At 38.0% G+C, this 22,417-nt stretch carries 20 protein-coding genes; 17 read left to right on the top strand and 3 right to left on the bottom strand.

The features are described from left to right. Positions 1-26 precede the first annotated feature (26 nt). From TZ94_RS08980 to TZ94_RS09020, 9 genes are all read left to right on the top strand, one after another. On the top strand, positions 27-878 hold the full coding sequence (locus TZ94_RS08980; RefSeq protein ID WP_045616063.1) for a CbrC family protein: 852 nt from the start codon (positions 27-29) through the stop codon (positions 876-878). A 194-nt stretch (positions 879-1,072) separates the two neighbouring features. Beyond that, positions 1,073-2,089 (top strand): hypothetical protein, encoded by a 1,017-nt coding sequence (locus TZ94_RS08985; RefSeq protein WP_045616065.1) that lies wholly within the window; start codon positions 1,073-1,075, stop codon positions 2,087-2,089. Positions 2,090-2,684: 595 nt separating this feature from the next. Next, positions 2,685-4,139 carry an aminotransferase class I/II-fold pyridoxal phosphate-dependent enzyme gene (locus TZ94_RS08990; RefSeq protein WP_045616068.1) on the top strand — a complete coding sequence of 485 codons (1,455 nt, stop codon included), beginning with the start codon at positions 2,685-2,687 and terminating at the stop codon, positions 4,137-4,139. Next, on the top strand, positions 4,140-5,000 hold the full coding sequence (speE, locus tag TZ94_RS08995) for a polyamine aminopropyltransferase (protein WP_000366713.1): 861 nt from the start codon (positions 4,140-4,142) through the stop codon (positions 4,998-5,000). It abuts the gene before it with no gap. Continuing rightward, complete coding sequence (locus TZ94_RS09000; protein WP_045616070.1) at positions 4,997-6,256, top strand: saccharopine dehydrogenase family protein; 1,260 nt, start codon at positions 4,997-4,999, stop codon at positions 6,254-6,256. The genes speE and TZ94_RS09000 overlap by 4 nt, the downstream gene beginning before the upstream one ends. After that, positions 6,256-7,383 (top strand): carboxynorspermidine decarboxylase, encoded by a 1,128-nt coding sequence (gene nspC, locus TZ94_RS09005; protein WP_045616073.1) that lies wholly within the window; start codon positions 6,256-6,258, stop codon positions 7,381-7,383. Before TZ94_RS09000 ends, nspC begins: the two co-directional genes overlap by 1 nt. Beyond that, positions 7,380-8,465 (top strand): agmatine deiminase, encoded by a 1,086-nt coding sequence (aguA, locus tag TZ94_RS09010; protein WP_045616075.1) that lies wholly within the window; start codon positions 7,380-7,382, stop codon positions 8,463-8,465. Before nspC ends, aguA begins: the two co-directional genes overlap by 4 nt. Positions 8,466-8,474: 9 nt before the next feature. Continuing rightward, a complete protein-coding gene (aguB, locus tag TZ94_RS09015) occupies positions 8,475-9,350 on the top strand; it encodes an N-carbamoylputrescine amidase (protein ID WP_045616077.1) in 876 nt (291 codons plus the stop codon). A 160-nt stretch (positions 9,351-9,510) separates the two neighbouring features. Beyond that, positions 9,511-10,563 (top strand): hypothetical protein, encoded by a 1,053-nt coding sequence (locus tag TZ94_RS09020; RefSeq protein ID WP_045616080.1) that lies wholly within the window; start codon positions 9,511-9,513, stop codon positions 10,561-10,563. Between the two features lie 105 nt (positions 10,564-10,668). Here the strand turns inward: TZ94_RS09020 and TZ94_RS09025 are convergent, their stop codons facing one another. Genes TZ94_RS09025 through TZ94_RS10130 form a run of 3 tightly spaced genes read right to left on the bottom strand, consistent with a single transcriptional unit; the run spans position 10,669 to position 12,518 of the window. Continuing rightward, positions 10,669-11,484, bottom strand: a complete 816-nt coding sequence (locus tag TZ94_RS09025) for a TIGR03943 family putative permease subunit (protein WP_045616081.1) — start codon at positions 11,482-11,484, stop codon at positions 10,669-10,671. After that, positions 11,481-12,386 (bottom strand): permease, encoded by a 906-nt coding sequence (locus TZ94_RS09030; RefSeq protein WP_045616082.1) that lies wholly within the window; start codon positions 12,384-12,386, stop codon positions 11,481-11,483. Before TZ94_RS09030 ends, TZ94_RS09025 begins: the two co-directional genes overlap by 4 nt. Next, complete coding sequence (locus TZ94_RS10130; RefSeq protein WP_045616084.1) at positions 12,387-12,518, bottom strand: SPJ_0845 family protein; 132 nt, start codon at positions 12,516-12,518, stop codon at positions 12,387-12,389. It lies immediately after the preceding gene. A 155-nt stretch (positions 12,519-12,673) separates the two neighbouring features. Between TZ94_RS10130 and TZ94_RS09040 the strand changes: the two genes are divergently transcribed. The 8 genes from TZ94_RS09040 (at position 12,674) to TZ94_RS09075 (ending at position 21,958) form a co-directional block, all read left to right on the top strand. Next, positions 12,674-14,803, top strand: coding sequence for a Tex family protein (locus TZ94_RS09040; protein ID WP_045616085.1), 2,130 nt, complete (start codon positions 12,674-12,676; stop codon positions 14,801-14,803). Next, a complete protein-coding gene (locus tag TZ94_RS09045) occupies positions 14,790-15,239 on the top strand; it encodes a SprT family protein (protein ID WP_045616087.1) in 450 nt (149 codons plus the stop codon). The genes TZ94_RS09040 and TZ94_RS09045 overlap by 14 nt, the downstream gene beginning before the upstream one ends. 59 nt (positions 15,240-15,298) lie before the next feature. Then, positions 15,299-15,571, top strand: a complete 273-nt coding sequence (locus tag TZ94_RS09050; protein WP_045616089.1) for a PspC domain-containing protein — start codon at positions 15,299-15,301, stop codon at positions 15,569-15,571. Between the two features lie 330 nt (positions 15,572-15,901). Beyond that, entirely contained in the window at positions 15,902-16,660 is a 759-nt protein-coding gene (locus TZ94_RS09055) for an ABC transporter ATP-binding protein (RefSeq protein WP_045616090.1), read from the top strand. A 1-nt stretch (position 16,661) separates the two neighbouring features. Beyond that, positions 16,662-18,653, top strand: coding sequence for an ABC transporter permease (locus TZ94_RS09060; RefSeq protein ID WP_045616091.1), 1,992 nt, complete (start codon positions 16,662-16,664; stop codon positions 18,651-18,653). Positions 18,654-18,858: 205 nt separating this feature from the next. Then, positions 18,859-20,841, top strand: a complete 1,983-nt coding sequence (locus TZ94_RS09065; protein ID WP_045616093.1) for a hypothetical protein — start codon at positions 18,859-18,861, stop codon at positions 20,839-20,841. Further along, positions 20,838-21,461: an ATP-binding cassette domain-containing protein gene (locus TZ94_RS09070; RefSeq protein ID WP_045616094.1), complete on the top strand. Its 624-nt coding sequence runs from the start codon at positions 20,838-20,840 to the stop codon at positions 21,459-21,461. The genes TZ94_RS09065 and TZ94_RS09070 overlap by 4 nt, the downstream gene beginning before the upstream one ends. Then, positions 21,458-21,958: a hypothetical protein gene (locus tag TZ94_RS09075; RefSeq protein WP_045616096.1), complete on the top strand. Its 501-nt coding sequence runs from the start codon at positions 21,458-21,460 to the stop codon at positions 21,956-21,958. Before TZ94_RS09070 ends, TZ94_RS09075 begins: the two co-directional genes overlap by 4 nt. The last annotated feature ends 459 nt before the right edge of the window (positions 21,959-22,417 follow it).

A 22,417-nucleotide genomic window follows, 5' to 3' on the forward strand; every position in this document is an offset into this window, starting at 1 on the left:
TTATATTCCATTAGAAAGGTAATCCTATGAATCCATTTTTAGAAAAATACATTACATTAAAAAAACAATACTTAGACCAAGATGGGCATCCTTCAAGTGTTGCAGCTCTTTATGATTTTGCTGATGAATTAGCTGAGTCAGATGATTTAGAAGCGAAGAAAGTCTTAGTTGACCTCTATGAACAATTGGGTCTCTACACTAGTGCCTATAGCTTATTTACCGAAATCTTAGACAAACCTGATCGAAAACAGATAAAGAAACTGACCCGTTTACAAGAAATGAGTCAGAGTCATGGCGATCGTTTTGCCCTTCCTCGTCCTTTAAGAAAAAAAGAGAAGAAGCAGAGAAAAGAGCTATTACAGTCTTTACCACATTTTATCTATCATCCAGATCCGTTGGCTACAGGTTCATTTGTTGAAGGTGAAGCCAAGCTTTGTCCATCTTGTGGGAAAGAAAGCAATGTTTATTATGCCCTTATACCTTATAGTATAGAGGATATAGAATACCTTTGCCCATTTTGTATTGCAAACGGTCAAGCGGCCAAAAAATTTGATGCGGAATTTATCCAAGATGCCGAGTGGCAGGGTGAATTGGATCCAGAAAAGAATCAGCTGCTTTTTTGTCAGACCCCAGGGTACTCTAGTTGGCAGGGAGAATATTGGCTTTCTTGTTGCCAAGATTATTGTGCTTACTTGGGTACAGTCGGAACTCGAGAATTGAAGGATATGGGAATCGCTGAGCAAGTCTTGGCAGACTATGAAGCGCGTGAAGAATTTCAAGATATTGAAGAATACTTGGTTAAGGATGGCTCTCTCTGTGGCTACCTTTTCAGATGTCTCCACTGTCAAAAATACCAGATCTGGGTTGATGCAGATTAAATCTGAATGTGATTCACTATGAAAATTAAAGAGAAGACTGTAGTTGGCGTCAAAAGCAAGTTAGTTTTTTGATGATTGCTCTACTGGCTATACCGATTGTACTGATAGAAGATAGTCCTTTCTTACTAATCGTTTTATTGGTTAGGAATTTGCTTTTAATGAGAAAGAAAAGAATCATAAAGGAGTAGAGAGCCTTGGATAGAACGGTGATTATAGGTACTTTAATAGCTTTTGCAATCTTTAATCTGTTGCTAGGTCTGGGCTTTTATCTTTTTCTTAAGAAAAGGAGAGAAAATGGACAGTCATTGTACGAATCCCCTGTAAACCAACAAACTCGTACAGAAAAACTGGGTCTTGGCGAGATTTTGGTTTACCTGACCTTGATTGCTATTGCTGGGGTCTTTGCTTTTCAGACCTTAAATAGAGGTGGTGTGGGGAATTCTATTTTAGCCAAAATGATTATCCTTCCAGCTCTAATGGCCCTCTTCAATGCTCGAAAAAGGACTGGAAAGTCTTTACTTGCCCTCCTTATAACCTTTATGGTCTTTCTGGTAGGAGTCATGTTTAATCTCACGATTGGTTTGCCACCTCAAGCACCAATTTTGCAAATTAATGAAAGTAAAATCATTTTAGCAGAAACTAAAGCCAGTGAGCTGATGGATGCTGGATTTGACATCTATGTAAGACAGAGCGATGGTGGTAGCGGCTACGAAGAGCTCCTGACAGATGGCAGTTTCCAAAAGTATCCAGGCAATAAAACAGTTACCATCGAAAAAGGCTTCAGACTTGATAGCAATGCTGTTCCTTACGCTCCCTATCTCCTAGCAAAAGACGGCATAGTACTGGGGAGTATTTCCTTTTACGGTGCTGAGGACCAGAATGTGGCTTTAGAAGATTCTAAGGTTATTCAGGTCCGATTTAACAAGGAAAGCATTGAAGCAGCTAAAGAACATTCTATAATTTTGAAATTGGATGAATTCGACTTGACTAGTCGACTGGATGTTCCACTTGTTCAAGAAACTTTCAAAAAGCATCTATGGTCAATTCCACCAACAAATACAAGTGATGTCACTCAATTGTGGTATGGATTACAGTGGTCAAGTAACAGTGACTCTCTATTTTGGAATGAGTATTATAGTCTTATCCGTCTAGATGAAAATTATTTGATGATTGATTTTGAATTAGCAGTCCAAATAGCACGAGATGAGTAGATAGGATTTTGAATAGTTGACTGTAGTTATAACTAATTAAGGAACTAATCGATTTAGTTCCTTTTTTTATTTCAATATAAATATGAAAAAGTTTTCATTTTTTCCAAATAGTAAATTCACGAACGAAAAATCAAATTATTTATTAAAGTTTCACAAAATACTTTACAAGATAGTGAAAACATGATATAGTAATGAAGCTTAGAAAATGAGATGATGTTTTCTAGCAAATATAAACCCGAGTAAAAAATGCCTACGGACAGGCAGGGTTGAATGCCGAAGCGTGGTTGGAAAGCCACATTATTGATAGGGTTAAAAGCCTACTTTTATAAGTTGATGTTAGGACACTTGTCCTAATTCGTATAGATTTGTTAGTGTGGTGAAAGCACACGTCATCTTGTGAAACGATCAATAAAGTACGTAATATTTGCTACTAGAGAGTTAGGAAACATCAGGAACAGACATACTCAAAAGAAACAAACATAAACACGTCAGTAGATTGTAGAGCAGGTGCCAACCTGCTCTTTTTTCATAAGTATCCTTTAGAGCCTTACATGGTTAAGGTGAGAAAACTATGATAAAGGAGTATGTCTTTATAATGTTAAATCAAAACCAAGCTCCCATCTATGAGGGATTGGTCAAGTTACGAAAAAAAAGAATTGTCCCATTTGATGTACCAGGTCATAAGCGTGGCCGTGGAAATCCAGAGTTGGTCGAACTTTTAGGGGAGAAATGCGTTGGTATTGATGTCAATTCTATGAAGCCCTTGGATAATCTGGGACATCCTATTTCGATTATCCGAGAAGCAGAGGAGTTGGCTGCAGAAGCCTTTGGTGCTGCTCATGCCTTCTTAATGATTGGCGGAACAACATCATCAGTTCAAACCATGATTCTCTCTACCTGTAAAGCAGGTGACAAAATCATCCTTCCTCGAAACGTTCATAAATCAGCTATCAATGCACTCGTTTTATGTGGCGCCATTCCCATTTATATCGAGATGAGTGTGGATCCAAAAATCGGTATTGCACTGGGACTTGAAAATGAGCGTGTAGCTCAAGCTATTAAGGAAAATCCAGATGCCAAGGCTATCCTAATCAACAATCCAACCTATTATGGGATTTGTTCAGACCTTAAGGGGCTAACAGAGATGGCTCACGCTGCAGGAATGAAAGTCTTAGTAGATGAAGCGCACGGGGCCCATCTACATTTTACAGATAAACTTCCCCTATCTGCTATGGACGCAGGAGCTGATATGTCAGCTGTATCCATGCATAAGTCTGGTGGCAGCTTGACACAAAGTTCGCTTCTTTTAGTTGGGGATCAGATGAATCCTGAGTACGTTCGTCAAATTATTAACCTGACACAGTCAACATCAGCATCTTATCTGTTAATGGCTAGTCTAGATGTTTCTCGTAGAAACCTAGCCCTTCGTGGTAAGGAGTCCTTTGAGAAGGTCATTGAGCTGTCAGAGTATGCTCGTCGTGAAATCAATGCCATCGGTGGCTACTACGCCTACTCAAAAGAGTTAATAGACGGTGTCTCGGTTTGTGATTTTGATGTGACTAAGTTGTCAGTCTACACCCAAGGTATCGGTTTAACAGGGATTGAGGTTTATGATCTCCTACGAGACGAATATGACATTCAGATTGAATTTGGCGACATTGGGAATATCTTGGCCTATATTTCGATTGGTGATCGGATTCAAGACATCGAGCGCTTGGTAGGTGCTTTGGCTGATATCAAGAGACTTTACTCGAGAGATGGGAAGGACTTGATTGCTGGAGAATATATCCAGCCAGAGTTGGTGCTCTCTCCTCAGGAAGCCTTTTATTCAGAAAGAAAAAGTTTAACCTTGGATGAATCCGTTGGACAAGTCTGTGGGGAATTTGTCATGTGCTATCCTCCAGGAATTCCAATTCTAGCGCCAGGTGAACGGATTACACGAGAAATTGTTGATTATATCCAATTTGCCAAAGAACGTGGTTGTTCCCTCCAAGGAACGGAAGATCCAGAGGTCAATCACATCAATGTTATTGAGAGAAAGGAGAACTAGATGGATTTATGGTTTTCTGAGGTTCACACTCCAGATGTGAAATTGTCCTTGAGAACAGCTAAGCAACTCTACGCTGGTAAAAGTGAATGGCAGGATATTGAAGTTTTAGATACGCCTGCTTTTGGGAAGATATTGATTTTAAATGGGCATGTCTTGTTTTCAGATGCAGATGATTTTGTCTACAATGAAATGACAGTTCATGTTCCAATGGCTGTCCATCCTAATCCAAAGAAAGTTTTGGTTATCGGGGGTGGCGACGGTGGTGTTGCCCAAGTATTAACGCTTTATCCTGAATTGGAACAAATCGATATCGTGGAACCGGATGAGATGTTGGTTGAGGTCTGTCGAGAGTATTTTCCAGACTTTGCTGCAGGGCTAGATGATCCTCGTGTTACCATCTACTACCAAAATGGACTTCGCTTTTTACGAAATTGCGAAGATGATTACGACATTATCATCAATGATGCGACTGATCCATTTGGACATACAGAAGGTCTCTTTACAAAGGAATTTTACGGCAATAGTTACCGTGCTCTGAAAGAAGATGGTATTATGATTTACCAGCATGGTAGTCCTTTCTTTGACGAAGATGAGTCAGCTTGCCGAAGCATGCACCGCAAGGTCAATCAAGCCTTTCCAATCAGTCGGGTTTATCAGGCACATATCCCTACTAGTCCTGCTGGCTATTGGTTATTTGGATTTGCATCAAAAAAATACCACCCTGTCAAAGATTTTGATAAAGAAGGCTGGAAAAAACGCCAGCTATTCACAGAATACTATACTGCAAACTTACACGTTGGTGCCTTTATGTTGCCAAAATACGTTGAAGACATTTTAGAAGAAGAGGAAGGAAAAAAATGAGTCGTTTATTAGTGATTGGATGTGGGGGCGTTGCCCAAGTTGCTATCTCAAAGATTTGTCAAGATAGCGAAACCTTTACAGAGATTATGATTGCCAGCCGTACCAAGTCAAAATGTGATGACTTGAAAGCTAAATTAGAGGGAAAAACAAGTACTAAAATTGAAACAGCTGCTCTTGATGCTGACAAGGTAGAAGAAGTCATTGCCTTGATTGAAAGCTACAAGCCAGAAGCTGTTTTGAACGTAGCTCTACCATACCAAGATTTGACCATTATGGACGCTTGCTTGGCAACGGGAGTTCACTATATCGACACAGCCAACTATGAGGCTGAAGACACAGAAGACCCTGAATGGCGTGCGATTTATGAGAAACGCTGCAAAGATCTTGGATTTACGGCTTACTTTGATTATTCATGGCAATGGGCTTACCAAGAAAAATTCAAAGAAGCTGGCTTGACAGCTCTTCTTGGTTCTGGATTTGACCCAGGGGTAACTAGCGTCTTCTCAGCATACGCTCTGAAACACTATTTTGATGAAATTCACTATATCGACATTTTAGACTGTAATGGTGGTGACCATGGTTATCCATTTGCAACTAACTTTAACCCAGAAATCAATCTTCGCGAGGTTTCTGCGCCAGGTTCTTACTGGGAAGATGGAAAATGGGTAGAAGTAGAAGCTATGTCTATCAAACGTGAGTATGATTTCCCTCAAGTTGGTGAAAAAGACATGTATCTTCTTCACCACGAAGAAATTGAATCGCTGGCTAAAAACATCCCAGGAGTTAAACGTATTCGTTTCTTCATGACTTTTGGTCAATCTTATCTAACCCACATGAAATGCTTGGAAAACGTTGGGCTCCTTCGTACAGATACTATTAACTTTAACGGTCAAGAAATCGTGCCGATTCAATTTTTGAAAGCCTTGCTTCCAGATCCTGCAAGCCTTGGCCCACGTACCGTTGGAAAAACCAATATCGGATGTATCTTTACAGGTGTCAAAGATGGTATTGAAAAGACTATCTACATCTACAATGTTTGCGACCATCAGGAGTGCTACGCAGAAGTTGGTTCGCAGGCTATCTCTTACACAACAGGTGTTCCTGCCATGATTGGGACAAAATTAGTGATGGATGGTACTTGGAAACAACCAGGAGTGTATAATCTTGAAGAGTTGGATCCAGATCCATTCATGGAAGCTTTGAATAAATACGGTTTACCATGGGTTGTGGTTGAAAATCCGCAAATGGTGGACTAATGAAGTTAGAACAAGTACCAACACCATCCTATGTCATTGATTTAGCTAAACTAGAGGATAATTGCCGTATTCTACAAGAGGTTCAAGAAAAGGCAGGCTGTAAGGTGTTGCTAGCTCAAAAGGCTTATTCCCTCTATAAAACCTATCCTTTGATTAGCCAGTATCTTTTTGGTACTACGGCTAGTGGTCTTTATGAAGCTAAGTTAGCTAGAGAAGAGTTCCCAGGGGAAGTCCATGTATTTGCTCCTGCTTTTAAAGAAGCAGATATGGAAGAGCTGCTTCAAATATCTAATCACATTGTTTTTAACTCAGAGAGACAACTACGAAAATATGGTCAAACTTGTCGTGAGGCTGGTATCAGTGTAGGTCTACGCCTCAATCCTCAGTGTTCTACTCAGGGAGATCACGCGCTCTATGACCCTTGTGCTCCTGGATCCCGTTTTGGAGTGACTCAAGACAAAATACCAAGTGATTTGCTGGACTTGGTGGATGGGCTTCATTTTCATACTCTTTGTGAGCAAGGGGCAGATGATTTACAAACGACTTTGAAAGCAGTAGAAGACCAGTTTGGTGCCTATTTGCACCAAGTTAAATGGCTCAATATGGGTGGTGGACATCACATTACGAGAGATGACTACGATGTGGACTTACTGATTTCTGAGATTAAACGGATTCGAGAAACCTATAACCTTGATGTCTATATAGAACCAGGAGAAGCGATTGCACTCAATGCTGGTTATTTAGCTACTGAAGTTTTAGACATCGTTGAAAATGGGATTGAGACCCTAGTCTTAGATGCTTCAGCAAGCTGTCATATGCCAGATGTCCTTGAGATGCCCTATCGTCCTCCATTGAGAGATGGTTTTGAAGCCCAAGAAAAAACTTATACTTATAGACTTTCTTCCAATACCTGTCTAACAGGTGATATCATTGGTGACTATAGCTTTGAAAATCCAGTTGAGATTGGAGATAGATTGTACTTCGAGGATATGGCAATCTACTCCTTTGTCAAAAATAATACCTTTAACGGGATTGGACTGCCAAGTTTGTATGTGATGGATAGAGAGGGTAAATGCAGTCTAGTCAAGGCCTTTGGCTACCAAGACTTTAAGGAGAGATTATCATGATGGACAGTCCAAAGAAATTAGGTTATCGTATGCCTGCAGAGTATGAATCCCATCATGGAACTCTCATGATATGGCCTACTCGACCAGGGTCTTGGCCATTTCAAGGCAAGGCTGCAAAAACAGCTTTTAGCCAGATTATCAAAACCATTGCCCAAGGAGAAACAGTCTATCTTTTGGTAGAGGAGTACTATCTATCTGAAGCACAATCTTATCTTGGAGACAAGGTTGTTTATCTAGATATTCAGACAAATGATGCCTGGGCTCGTGATACTGGTCCAACTATTCTCCTCAATGATCAAAGGGAAAAGTTGGCGGTAGATTGGTCTTTCAATGCCTGGGGTGGTGTTGTTGATGGTCTCTACCAAGACTATGAAGCAGATGATCAAGTAGCTAGTCGCTTTGCTGAAGCCTTGGAAATACCTGTTTATAATGCCAAACCTTTTGTACTGGAAGGTGGAGCTATTCATAGTGACGGTCAAGGAACTATTCTTGTCACAGAAAGTTGCTTGCTCAGTCCTGGTCGTAATCCTCACCTGAGTAAAGAGCAGATTGAAAAGACCTTACTAGAGAGTCTTGGTGCTGAAAAAGTCATCTGGTTGCCTTATGGTATTTATCAAGATGAGACAAATGAACACGTCGATAATGTTGCATCCTTTGTTGGTCCTGCAGAGCTTGTTTTAGCTTGGACGGACGACCAAGAAGATCCTCAGTATGCTATGTCTGCAGCAGATCTAGCTCTTTTAGAGAAGGAAACTGATGCAAAAGGCCGGAGTTTCACTATTCATAAGCTTCCAATCCCAGCTATTCACCAAGTAGTTACAGAAGAAGATTTGCCGGGCTATGCTTATGAAGAAGGCGAAGAGGAGCGTTATGCAGGTGAAAGACTAGCAGCTTCCTATGTGAATTTTTATATCGCCAATAAATCTGTCTTGGTACCACAATTTCAGGATGCTAACGACCAAGTGGCCTTGGATATTTTGAGCCAGTGTTTCCCAGACCGTGAAGTCGTAGGAATCCCAGCTAGAGATATTCTTTTAGGTGGTGGAAATATCCACTGCATTACCCAACAAATTCCAGAATAGGAGAAAAAGATGAGAAATGTAACGGTTGCAGCTATTCAGATGCAATGCTCTAAGGATGTGGAAACCAATATCCAAACAGCTGAACGTTTAGTCCGTCAAGCTGCTGAGCAAGGAGCCCAGATCATTCTTTTACCAGAATTATTTGAACGTCCCTATTTCTGTCAGGAGCGTCAGTATGACTTCTACCAGTATGCCCAGTCAGTGACAGAAAATACGGCCATTCAGCATTTTAAATTGATTGCCAAGGAACTAAAGGTCGTTTTACCAATCAGTTTCTATGAAAAAGATGGTAATGTCTTATACAATTCTATTGCTGTCATTGATTCGGATGGAGAAGTACTAGGAGTTTATCGTAAAATTCATATACCAGATGACCATTATTATCAGGAGAAATTCTTCTTTACTCCTGGAAATACTGGTTTCAAGGTCTGGGACACTCGCTATGCCAAGATTGGTATCGGGATCTGTTGGGACCAATGGTTCCCTGAAACTGCCCGTTGTCTTGCGTTAAATGGTGCGGAATTACTCTTTTATCCAACTGCCATTGGATCAGAGCCGATTTTGGATACAGATAGTTGTGGTCATTGGCAACGTACCATGCAAGGACATGCAGCAGCAAATATTGTGCCAGTTATCGCAGCCAATCGTTATGGTTTAGAAGAAGTCACTCCTTGTGAAGAAAATGGAGGACAAAGTTCCAGTCTTAACTTCTACGGTTCATCCTTTATGACCGATGAAACAGGAGCTATTCTAGAGCGAGCTGAAAGACAAGGAGAAGCTGTTCTGCTAGTAACTTATGACCTTAACAAAGGAGCAAATGAGCGCCTAAATTGGGGCTTATTTAGAGATAGAAGACCAGACATGTATAAAGATATTGTCAGATGAGAAAAGCCTAGTATAGGCTTTTTTCTGTAAATACTATAATAATTTTTGATAAAGTATTAGTATAATGATAAAATGGACTTAGTGTTAGCAAGGATAAAATAGACTGGAAAGAGCTAAATCATTTTTTCCTTGAAGAATTAGGCCACGACTGAGGGTTTTTATGGGTAAATGGACATGTAAATGTGGGCAAGCTATGAATGACCACCGAGCGCCCGATCCAAATGCTTATTCAGTTTATTCGGATGAGTTGCTTGAGGATATTTTTAACAATACTGACGAACATGATAGAATTTCCTATGTAGACATTTCGAAGGCTTCCTTTTATATATGGAAGTGCCCAAATTGTGGTAGTTTCATGGTTTTTGGTGAAGAGGATAATCCAAATTGTTTCACTTTTTATGAGCGCCAGACCAATGAAAAAGTTGAACCACTTTTCGATCCTGATCAGGAGTTGAATCTCGTTGTCGTTGAGTTTCAAGAAGGTGGAAATGGATATACTTATATCTGTGATGATCCAAGTATTCATATTGGGCATGGTGTGATTGTACCAACTGGAAAGAAAAATATTGAAAAAATAGCTCTGGTAGTCCAGAAATATCATGCTTACCCAAGAGATATCACTTATCCCGTTGAAAAGTTAAAAAGGGTCATCCGTAGGTATTCTATTTTTGATCCTGAGACTTCGAAAATAGTTTGTAAAAATATACTTGAGCACGGAAGAATTCTAAATGCTTGCTCGAAAAAAGTAAAAATTGAGTCTAAACAAATTTACCATGCAATCAAAACTCCTCTAGGCTATTTTTGGTTGGAGTTAAATAGAGTTCCAATTCCGATGAAAATCACACAAATTCAAGTACAAGATAAAAAGTATCAGGTTGATGGAGCCTTTTATATAAAGCCTGCCAAGGTAAACTACAGAAAATTGTTAGAACTTGAATTATGTGCAGATTTTGATATTGATGCCTCTCGCTGGATTGACGTTCTATCAGACGAAAATGTTTGGGGAAATACCTGGGAATTGAATGGCCTTCAATTTGGAATTACTGCAGGAGAGTCCCCAGAATTTGAAGATGAAGTAGTTGCAAGAAAATTTAGCCGTATCCCACTTTATTATGACTGGCATCCAGAATTTGAAGACTATTATGGCTTTAGCCTAGCATGGAAAAAATACGAGTCTGATAGTGATTTGTCGATTGATTTCTATACGACATAAAAGAAATGCTCGGTATTATTGTGTAAATTATAAAACAGTATTTGAGATTTTAGATGAAAAGTGATTTAATTTTACAATAAAAAGTAGCCCAATTAGGCTACTTTTTTAAAATTCTTTATAAACATAAGGATTATCGGGTTTGTCGACCTTGATGAAAGACTGGACTTCGAGGGTTGGGAGGATTTGGTTGAGTTCCTTGTGATAGTGTTTGCTAATCTTACCTTTGACTTTTACCCAGGTGTTATTTTCGTACTTATTAGTGTTTCCAGTGGTCAAAAGTCCAAAAACACCTGAATCAGCGATACAGTGCATGATACCAAAGCGAAAGACAAATTGACTATCGCTGTGACTAGGATCGTTATAGACAAAGCCAATAAACTCAATCTCTTTACCTTCAAATTCATTGGGATAATCATAGATAGCTTCCATGACCTCCAGGTAATTTTCATCATTTATAACTATACTTGATTGATCTAAGTATTTATCAGCACTCTTCCGAATAATATTTTCATGAGCTGTTTGTGAATAAAATCGACTGGTATTCGGTTTGAGATACTGACTGCTCGTTCCTTCACTTGCTTGGATTGCCTTGTCAGTTCCTTCCGACAAAGGGAAATAATATCCTTTTGCCGATACTGTTTGTGAATCCAGAGTGACAGTTGGAAATGTAAATCCAACTAACAAGGGTAAACTTAAGAGGGCAAAACTAGCAAGCTTGGCTGAATAACTATGCAAGTGACTGTGTTCTTTCAAACGCTTGAAGAAAAGATAGGCTTGAACGATGGCTAGTAACAATGACAAAACCATGGTGATATAAGCCAGATAAGAGTAATGGAGGTTTAGATACTGATTGAGTTTACCTGATATCTGCAGATAAAGGGTTAAGAAAAAATAACTCATCAGAATAAGAAATCGTATCATAGCATCACCCCGACTAAATAAGAATAGACAAGTACAACAAGAGTTACAATCATCATGAACTGCCAAATGAATCGCGTTTTGAGATAATTCTTCATCATGAGTAGATTTTTGACATCAAGCATTGGACCTATAACCAGAAAGGCTAAAACAGGAGCTAGACCAAAACTTGATAGAAGAGAAGACCCGATAAAAGCATCCGCTTCACTACAGAGTGATAGTAGGAAGGATAAGAGCATCAATAGAATAATAGCAAGCAGTGGGCTAGCGCTGATAGATGTCAAGATTCGAGTTGGTACATAGACTTGTACTAGGCTTGCAAAAAGACAGCCAAAGATCAAGTAACGTCCCATATCAAAGAACTCATCAATAGCTTGGATAAAGACTTGAAGAAGTTTCTGACCTTTCGTTAAATGAGAAAAATCATGTTCATGACAAGCCAGCCTATTTTCCTTTTGAATCGATCCCTCCCAGAAAAATCCAAGAAAAATACCCAATATCGTAGCAATGAGTATTGCCCCTAAAGCTCTTAGAAGAACCATTTGAATGGAATTACCAAAAGCTGAATAGGTTGCAAAGAGTACGATAGGATTGATGATAGGAGCTGTAACTAGAAAGGGAACAGCTGTATAGCTTGGAACCTTCTTCTCCAAGAAACGATTAATGATAGGAACAATTCCACATTCACAAGAAGGAAAGAGAAATCCTATAAAGGTGCCAAAAAAGATTCTCCCCAAGCGATTTTTAGGGAGAAATTGATAAACTTTTTCTGGAGTGATGTAGACTTCAATAGCACCAGAGATGATGCTACCAATTAAGACAAAGGGTAAAGCTTCAAGGATAATTGATAGAAAAATGGCACCAGCTTGTAAAACACTTGAAGGCAGGTTTTGAAAGAGATCCATCTATTTTTTCTTTTCTGCTTTTTCTTTCTTTTCTTTGTCATCAGGAAATGTTACTTGTTTTAAATCAGGAAGTTTGGCAAACAATTCGAACATTTTATCTAAGTCATCAGTTTTTGTAAATTTAACAGCCATAAGGCATACCTCGATTCTTTGTGTTACCTCTATTATACTATTATTTCTGGGAAATAGTTATATTTTATAATCAACTTCCTTTTTATCTTTATAAAGTTGAAATAAAGCAACAAATTAATGAAAACAAGCTTTCCTGCTTATGGTATAATAGTTTCATGGATAAAAAATATGAAAAAATTTCCCAAGATTTGGGTGTAACCTTAAAGCAAATTGATACTGTCTTATCTTTGACAGCTGAAGGAGCAACTATTCCCTTTATCGCTCGTTATCGGAAAGACATGACTGGAAGCTTGGATGAAGTAGCTATTAAGGCAATTATCGACCTTGATAAAAGCCTAACTGCTCTCAACGATCGTAAAGAAACTGTTTTAGCAAAAATCAAAGAGCAAGGCAAGTTAACCAAGGAATTAGAAGAAGCAATTCTTTCTGCCGAAAAATTAGCGGATGTAGAAGAACTCTATCTTCCCTATAAGGAGAAACGTCGGACCAAGGCAACGATTGCGCGTGAGGCTGGACTTTTTCCACTTGCTCGTTTAATCTTACAAAATGTATCTGACCTAGAAAAAGAAGCAGAAACATTTGTCTGTGAAGGTTTTGAGACTCCACAAGATGCTTTAGCGGGTGCAGTTGATATCTTGGTTGAAGCACTATCTGAAGATGTCAACTTGCGTTCAATGACTTATCAAGAGGTCCTTAGACATTCTAAGATTACTTCACAAGTCAAGGACGAAAGTTTGGATGAGAAGCAAGTCTTTCAGATTTATTACGATTTCTCAGAAACAGTTGCCAATATGCAGGGTTACCGTACGCTTGCTCTTAATCGTGGTGAGAAGCTAGGCATTTTGAAGATTGGATTTGAGCATGCAGTTGATCGTATTCAAGCCTTCTTTGCTGCTCGTTTCAAGGTTAAGAATGCTTATATAGACGAAGTGATTCAACAATCTGTTAAGAAAAAAGTATTGCCAGCTATCGAGCGCCGTATTCGCACTGAATTGACAGAAAAGGCAGAAGAAGGAGCTATCCAACTCTTTTCAGAAAACCTTCGTAATCTCCTTCTCGTAGCACCACTAAAAGGACGCGTGGTTCTAGGTTTTGACCCAGCCTTTCGTACAGGTGCTAAGCTTGCAGTAGTTGATGCGACTGGTAAGATGTTGACAACACAAGTTATTTATCCAGTCAAACCAGCTTCAGCTCGTCAGATTGAGGAAGCCAAACGTGATTTAGCAGATTTGATTGGCCAATACGGTGTTGAAATCATCGCTATCGGAAATGGAACTGCCAGCCGTGAGAGTGAAGCCTTTGTTGCTGAAGTTCTCAAAGATTTTCCAGAAGTCAGCTATGTCATTGTTAGCGAAAGTGGAGCTTCTGTATACTCTGCCAGCGAACTTGCCCGTCAAGAGTTTCCTGACTTAACCGTTGAAAAACGTTCAGCCATCTCAATCGCTCGTCGCTTGCAAGACCCACTTGCTGAATTGGTTAAAATCGATCCCAAATCCATAGGTGTCGGCCAGTACCAGCACGATGTAAGTCAGAAAAAACTATCTGAAAGTCTTGATTTCGTGGTGGATACAGTGGTTAACCAAGTCGGTGTCAATATCAATACAGCTAGTCCAGCCTTACTTTCACACGTTGCAGGACTTAACAAAACCATCTCTGAAAATATCGTTAAGTACCGTGAGGAAGAAGGTAAAATCACTTCACGCGCTCAAATCAAGAAGGTTCCTCGTCTAGGTGCTAAGGCTTTTGAACAAGCGGCAGGTTTCCTCCGTATTCCTGAAAGCAGCAATATACTTGACAATACAGGAGTTCACCCTGAAAACTATGCAGCGGTCAAGGAACTCTTCAAACGTTTGGATATTAAAGACCTAAATGAAGAAGCGCAAGCAAAACTCAAATCTGTTTCTATCAAAGAAATGGCTCAAGAGCTAGACCTCGGTCAAGAAACACTTAAAGACATTATCGCTGACCTTCTCAAACCAGGACGTGATTTCCGTGATTCTTTTGATGCTCCAGTCCTTCGTCAGGATGTCTTAGATATAAAAGACTTAAAAGTCGGACAGAAGCTTGAAGGTGTCGTTCGTAACGTTGTAGACTTCGGTGCCTTTGTTGATATCGGTATCCATGAGGATGGGCTGATTCATATTTCACACATGAGCAAGAAATTTATCAAGCATCCAAGTCAAGTCGTATCCGTCGGGGATTTGGTAACTGTTTGGGTGAAGAAAATCGATGTCCAACGTGAAAAAGTAAATCTGTCGCTCCTTGCACCAGATGAATCTAACTGATTACGTTAGGCAAGTTTCTTTAGAAGACTTCGGAAAACCTTTCAAACACCAGGCTCAATGGAATACTCGTCTGCGGTCGACAGGTGGACGATTTTTCCCTAAGGATGGGCATTTGGATTTTAATCCTAAAGTCTATCAAGAGCTAGGCTTAGAAGTTTTTCGGAAGATTGTTCGTCACGAACTCTGTCATTATCATCTCTATTATGAGGGAAAAGGTTATAAGCATAAAGATTTAACCTTTAAGGAACTGTTAAAAGAAGTGGACGGTCTCCGCTTTGTTCCTCCCTTATCAAGCACTCGTCAAAAGCCAGTTTTGGTTTATAAGTGTCACTCTTGTGGCCAAGCCTATCAGAGAAAACGTCGAATTGATACAAAACGTTATCGATGTGGTCTTTGTCATGGGAAGCTCATACTACAAAATCAGCCCAAGGACTGATGCAGGGAGCTTTAGTTCATGTTATACTTACTTCAAGAATACCGAAAGAGGTACAAATCATGAATAAAAATTTTTATAAAATGAGACGAAATCGTATGATATCAGGAGTTCTTGCTGGACTATCTGATAGATGGGATCTTGATGTGACACTGGTGCGCTTCATTTTCGCTATCTTTACAATCGCAAATTTTGGACTCGGAATCATCATCTACATCATCCTAGCCTATATCCTACCAACTAAGGAAGATATCGAAGCGGAGATGTACGGAACAGGCCCACGCAAGATCAAAGAAGCTCAACCTATCGATGATGATAAAGGTTGGTTTTGGTAAATAATAAAAAATCAAACCCTTGTAGAATCAAGGGTTTTTCTTTTGCTTAAAAATTTGTGGTAAACTAATAGTAGTTCATATCAAAAAAATAATCCAATCTTACAAAAATGTAAGATTACAGACCTCTTTTGTAAGGTTATGTTATGGAACCAACTCTTTTTTTAGAGTACACTTATATCATAAAGATAAAGGAGCGAAACTATGAAAAATATTATACAAAAGAAACAAACAAGTAAACCGAGTCCTAAGGATATCGAGCGAGTTGAGCTCGGCATCGAAATGATGCAAGCTCAGTTTCAATTAATGGGATATTAAAAAGGAGAAGTTAAAATGACACTATTAGATGTAAAACACGTTCAAAAGATTTATAAAACTCGCTTTCAAGGCAACCAAGTAGAAGCCCTGAAAGATATTCACTTTACCGTTGAAAAAGGCGACTACGTTGCTATCATGGGTGAGTCTGGATCTGGTAAATCTACTCTACTCAATATTCTAGCTATGCTTGACAAGCCAACGCGTGGGCAGGTCTTCCTAAACGGAACTGACACAGCTATCATTAAAAATTCTGAAGCATCAAGCTTCCGTCGTGAAAAGTTAGGCTTTGTCTTCCAAGACTTCAATTTGTTAGATACGCTTTCTGTTAAAGACAATATCTTACTCCCTTTGGTATTGTCTAGAAAGCCTATTACAGAAATGATGAAAAAATTGGTCGTGACGGCCGAAAATCTTGGCATCAATCAATTGCAGGAGAAGTACCCTTATGAAATCTCTGGAGGGCAAAAACAAAGGGTAGCAGTTGCACGGGCTATCATCACAGAACCAGAAATTCTTCTTGCGGACGAGCCAACAGGAGCCCTAGACTCTAAATCATCTGCAGCCCTCCTTGATATCTTCGATCAGATCAACGAGCAAGGGCAAACCATTCTCATGGTGACCCACTCAACAGCAGCTGCTAGCCGTGCAAAACGTGTTCTTTTCATCAAGGACGGTATTCTCTATAATCAAATCTATCGTGGTGAAAAGACGGATCGTCAGATGTTCCAAGAAATCTCTGACACTTTGACTGTTATGGCAAGTGAGGTGAACTAGTATGTTTCGATTAACCAATAAGTTGGCCATATCCAACTTAATCAAAAACCGCAAACTCTATTATCCGTTTGCTTTGTCTGTCATTTTGGCAGTCACTATCAGCTATCTCTTTTACTCCCTAGCCTTTAATCCTAAAATTGTGGATTTACGTGGTGCATCTGCTATACAATTTACCCTACAACTAGGGCTTGTCGTTGTGACACTTGCATCTGCCATTATTGTGCTTTATGCCAACAGTTTTGTCATGAAAAATCGCTCAAAAGAACTGGGTGTCTATGGTATGTTAGGATTAGAAAAGCGTCACTTGATTGGTATGACCTTCAAGGAACTCTTGATTTTTGGGATAGTAACAGTCACTGCTGGTATTGGGATTGGTGCCCTCTTTGACAATCTCATCTTTGCATTATTGCTTAAACTTGCAAAGATGAAGGTAGAGCTAGCCGCAACCTTCCAATGGTCCGTAGTTCTTTCAATCCTTATTGTATTTGGTCTTATCTTTTTAGTCCTTGTGTCCCTAAATGCCCTACGTATCATCCGTATGGATGCACTCCAACTCTCTCGTGAGAAAGCAAAAGGTGAAAAGAAGGGGCGTTTCCTAGTTCTTCAAACACTTGTAGGGCTAATTGCACTAGGTAGTGGCTACTATCTAGCACAAAGCGTAAAAGACCCAATTTCAGCAAGCCTTACTTTCTTTATTGCCGTCATGTTGGTAATAGTTGCGACCTATCTTTTATTCAATGCGGGTATTACAGTTTTCTTACAGTTACTCAAGAAAAACAAAAGATATTACTATAAACCCAATAACCTCATCTCTGTATCTAACCTCATCTTTCGTATGAAGAAAAATGCTGTCGGTTTAGCAACCATTGCCATACTTTCAACCATGGTTTTAGTTACTATGTCTGCAGCAACCAGCATCTACAACGGTTCTGAAAACATGAAAAAACTCATGTATCCTCACGATTTTGATGTTAAGGGAAAAAATGTAGAAGTTGAGGATTTAGAAAAGCTTTTGACTCAATATGCCAGTGAAAAGAACTTAACGATTAGCAACAAAGACGTTCTTAGATATGCCAGCTTCGGCATTTCCAGTCAAGATGGGACCAAATTAACCATCTTTGAAAAAGGGCAAACCAATGTCATGCCTAAGACAGTTTTCCTAGTTTTTGACCAAAAAGACTATGAAAAAATGACTGGACAAAAGCTTCATTTAACGGATAACGAAGTAGGTCTTTGGGTTAAAAATGACCAACTAAAAGGTCAGAAAGCATTTAGTCTTAACAAACAAGAGTACCGTATCAAGGAAGAAATCCAACAAGATTTTATCATCAATCATGTTTCAAACCAGTATGCTCTCTTGATTTCGGATTATAACTACCTTGTTGTTCCAAATTTACAGAGTTTTTTGGACAAATACCAGGATTCTGCTGTCTATACTCAGTTGTACGGTGGTATGGATGTAACCGCCAGTCAAGAGGAGCAGTTAAAACTAGCTAACGATTTTAATCGGTATGTGATCAACTTTAGTCATAATCTCAAGAGCGAAGACGGTATGGTATACGGTGGAGATACTGCAAGTGATGCAATTAGCCAAGCGAACGCTCTCTTTGGCGGAGTCCTCTTTATCGGTATTTTCCTCTCTATCATCTTTATGGTAGGTACTGTACTGGTCATTTACTATAAACAAATCTCAGAAGGTTATGAAGACCGTGAACGCTTTGTTATCCTGCAAAAAGTTGGCTTAGACCAAAAACAAATCAAGCAAACTATTAACAAGCAAGTCTTGACTGTCTTCTTCCTCCCTGTAATCTTCGCCTTTCTACATTTGGCATTTGCTTATCACATGTTAAGTTTGATTCTCAAGGTTATCGGGGTTATCGATACAGCCATGATGTTAACCGTAACACTTTCTATCTGTGGCGTCTTTGCTTTAGTCTATGTACTAATCTTTATAATTACTTCAAGAAGTTATCGCAAGATTGTTCAAATATAATAAGAAGTGTTTGTGAAGGAATCATAGTATTAACCCCAACGAATATTTTGGAAACTGCTAAAGTTTACGATAAAAAAGATTATAGATAAATATTTTCAAAAAAATCTTGGAACGATGTTCGATTAAATGCATATTGGGATTATTATAGATTTTAAAAATAATTTATGAAAACAAGAGACCCAATGAAAGGATAGGGTAGGTGCTTATGAAATTAAAATTATGTATCATTGGCTTTTTCTTTTGTTTGATCGCTGCAATTGGTCTGGTCACTATTAGCGATACCGAAACTCCCATACCTTTACCAATTGATGGTGCTTTTTCTATTCAAGGGAAAAGCAATCTTTCAAATAATGAAATATACGAAATGCTTCGTGACCTATCAAAAACGGAAAAAGTTACCATTTACAAGCCCATCGTTCAGAGCTCGGGTCAGTTGAAGTATGTAAATGTCGATGATGTAAATAATGAACAATTAAAGTCAGTACCGATAATAGGGATGTATTATACCCTTGGGGAAATGGATGTAGACAGTTTGAAACCACTTACGATGACAGGACTGCAAACTGTATATATGGCTTATCCTTGGTATATAGGAGGAATATTACAATTCACTGGAACTTTAAGAATACTGTTAATGGGTTCCATTTACTTAACTTTATTAGTTGTTTTATTTGTTGTTAGGACGAGGCAGATTAAAGAAGGAGTGATACGACGTTCTTTGGGATTGCCTGTATACGATTTAAGAAGAGAGTATGTCATTTCTCTTATTTTTGAACTGATTATGATGTCTTTATTGATGATTTCTTACAGTTCTTTTTTGGGAAATGGTTTCTTCACCTATAGTTCTAAGTTATTTTTCTCTCTGCTTTTAACGAATTTTATACTATTTCAAATCATTGATCTCATCACCTTTGTTTTATTTTGGTTGACGATTCAGATTGAAAAGCCCATTGAAATTATCAAAAACAAGGCAAAAAACAAGCTTATTTTTGTCGTATGGCTTGCCATTATTTCGATTATTATCGTTGTATCAGGAATTTTTTTACAAGAAACAAAGAGTAGTCAATCCAGTATCAACATCCAGATACAGAATTTAGTACCATGGGACACAGTAAAGAACTGGAGAAGAATTGAGTTCCTTGGAATAGAAAATAACTTTGCTAAAAATGGAGAAGTAAGCGATTCGGATGGTCAGTATCTACAGATAGCTGCTTCCTTAAAAAACTTAGATTATTTATATATAGAACGATCCTCGGCCTATGTACCAGATCTTATGAAAACATCTCATGTTTTAGAAGACTTTTCTAAACAATTAGAAAACGATGGAATAACGAATCCAGAAATAAATAAGGACCTGATTTATATCAATCAAACAGGTGCTAACCTACAAAATAAAGTGAATGGAACAAACTATCATCTTTTAGATAATAAGATAGCAACCATTTATATTCCTGAGAAATGGAAAGAAAACCAAAAATCTATTGAGAATACAGTTGTAGCAGAACAATTTATTGGAACACACTATACAACAGAAGAGCTTGCAGTACAAATAATTCCTGATGGTGATAAAATTTTTTATTTCAATGAGGATGCTGATATCGATCATAAAAATAAAGATATTTTACCAATGGAAAGTGTAGCAGATAGCAAAGATAATATTGTTGTTGTGTTAGACACAGACAAAATGATCGAAAACAACAAGTTTTCTTTGGCTAGTAATATACTATATAAATCTCTTTTTAGTCCTGAAGCGGTTAAAAAAATAAATGAGATGACTATCCCGTTAAATTTTTCAATGAATCCAGTAGATGTTTACCAAATTGTGAAGTTGAAGATCCAATCCTTAGAGCACCAAATTCTACTGTCACAAATCTTGCAGAAGATAATTTACAGTATTGTCTTTATACTCATTTATCAATATGTCCAACTTTATATTGCCCTAAAACAGAATGAATATGTGAAAAAAATCATTTTGGGTCTGTCAAAAACATATATAGCAATTTCAAGTCTCAAGTACTTTATGATGACTATTACAATGGTTATTCTATTTACATTTCTTATGACAGGGCAAATAGAGCTGCTATATATTGGTCTTGCTTCTATACTTGTTTTGATGTTGTCAATAACCATGAGTTTTAGAAAATTATCTGAAAGCTATACTAAAATTTTAAAAGGAGATGAAACATGACAATTGACCTTTTGAACGTTTCAAAAAGTTTTGGCTCAAAAAAGATCTTTACAGACTTAAATTTAAGATTTGAATCTGGGAAAAGCTACGCATTGATTGGAGGTTCTGGCTCTGGTAAAAGTACTCTTCTTAATATTATAGGAAGATTAGAAAAAATTGACAGTGGGAACGTTTTAGTTGATGAACAGGATATTTGGAAGATAAAAGAAAGAACCTTCTTTAAAAATACTGTTGGATATGTATTTCAGAATTATTCTTTAATAGAGAACAAAACAGTATATGATAATTTGAAACTTATCACTAAAGACAAAAAAATAATAACTGATGTACTTGAAAAAGTAGGACTGTCGAGCGACCATTTACATCAAAAAATATATGAATTGTCTGGAGGGCAGGCTCAACGTGTAGCTATTGCCAGAATGTTAATGAAACCACGTAAAATTATCTTAGCAGATGAACCCACAGGAGCTTTAGATGGTGAGATTGGAAAAGAAATTATTCGTTTATTATTAAATGAAAGAGATGAAGACAAATATGTTATAATAGCGACGCATGATCCAGCTGTCTATAACAAAGTTGATGTGATCATTGATATGAAAGATATAGGGGATAATGTATGAAAAAGATAATTTATATCGCTTTGATCTTTGTAGCTGGGCTACTTGCTATTTTCTTCTTTGGAAAACAAATGATCATAAAAGAAAATACCAATAAACCAACACTGGAGTTAACAGTTTATACGGTTTCTTCTAGTGATACAGAAAAATGGAATAAAGTGAAAAAAGTAGAAACAGAAGAAGCTACATACTTCATAACTGTAAAAGAAGTAGCGTCTTCAGAAGAAGTATTTTCAAACATCATTGCAAATGGAGCTGCTATGGGGTTCGGAGTTCGTGAAGAAGAGGTGAAGCAATTTAATAATAATTTAGGAGATACTATTGAGGACTCTAAGCATAATAAACTCATTGAAATAGAATTTTTTACTTTTTCTAATGATGACGAGGGATTTGTAGTAGCAAATTTTGACTACGGTAAAGAAGAGTTGAATTCTCAGAAAAAAGATATAAAAGACTTATATAAAAAATTATATGAATCTTTTAAAGAAAAAAGTAAGTGATTGCGATTTATTTGCCTGTTTTGATAGAAAAAAGTCAATTTTTAATTCTAATATCTTATCTTGATAATCGCGCTTTTTAGTTGATAAAACTTACAAATAGTCCTGAAGAAGACAATGACATTCAGTTTACTTATATGTATCATGTGCATACAAAGTTAGTTCCATCCCATCATCAATTTATGTTTATCAATAATTGAGCAGTTGTTGCATCATTTAATATTTCAGAGGTTCAGTACCAGTATTTTATGAAAGAATCACTTTCTCATGTCATGGTTTATAATTAATACTCTTCGAAAATCAAATTCAAACTGCATTAGCGTCGCCTTGATGTACTCAAGTACAGCCTGTGGCTAGTTTGCTCTTTGATTTTCATTGAGTATTAGAGGCAAATAAGCCATTTAAACAGAGTTAGGATTCACCTTCACGACTATAAATCTAGCAAAATTGGCCAGTAGTTTA

Origin of the sequence: Streptococcus infantis (assembly GCF_000960085.1) — a bacterium.
Classification (GTDB): domain Bacteria; phylum Bacillota; class Bacilli; order Lactobacillales; family Streptococcaceae; genus Streptococcus; species Streptococcus infantis_C.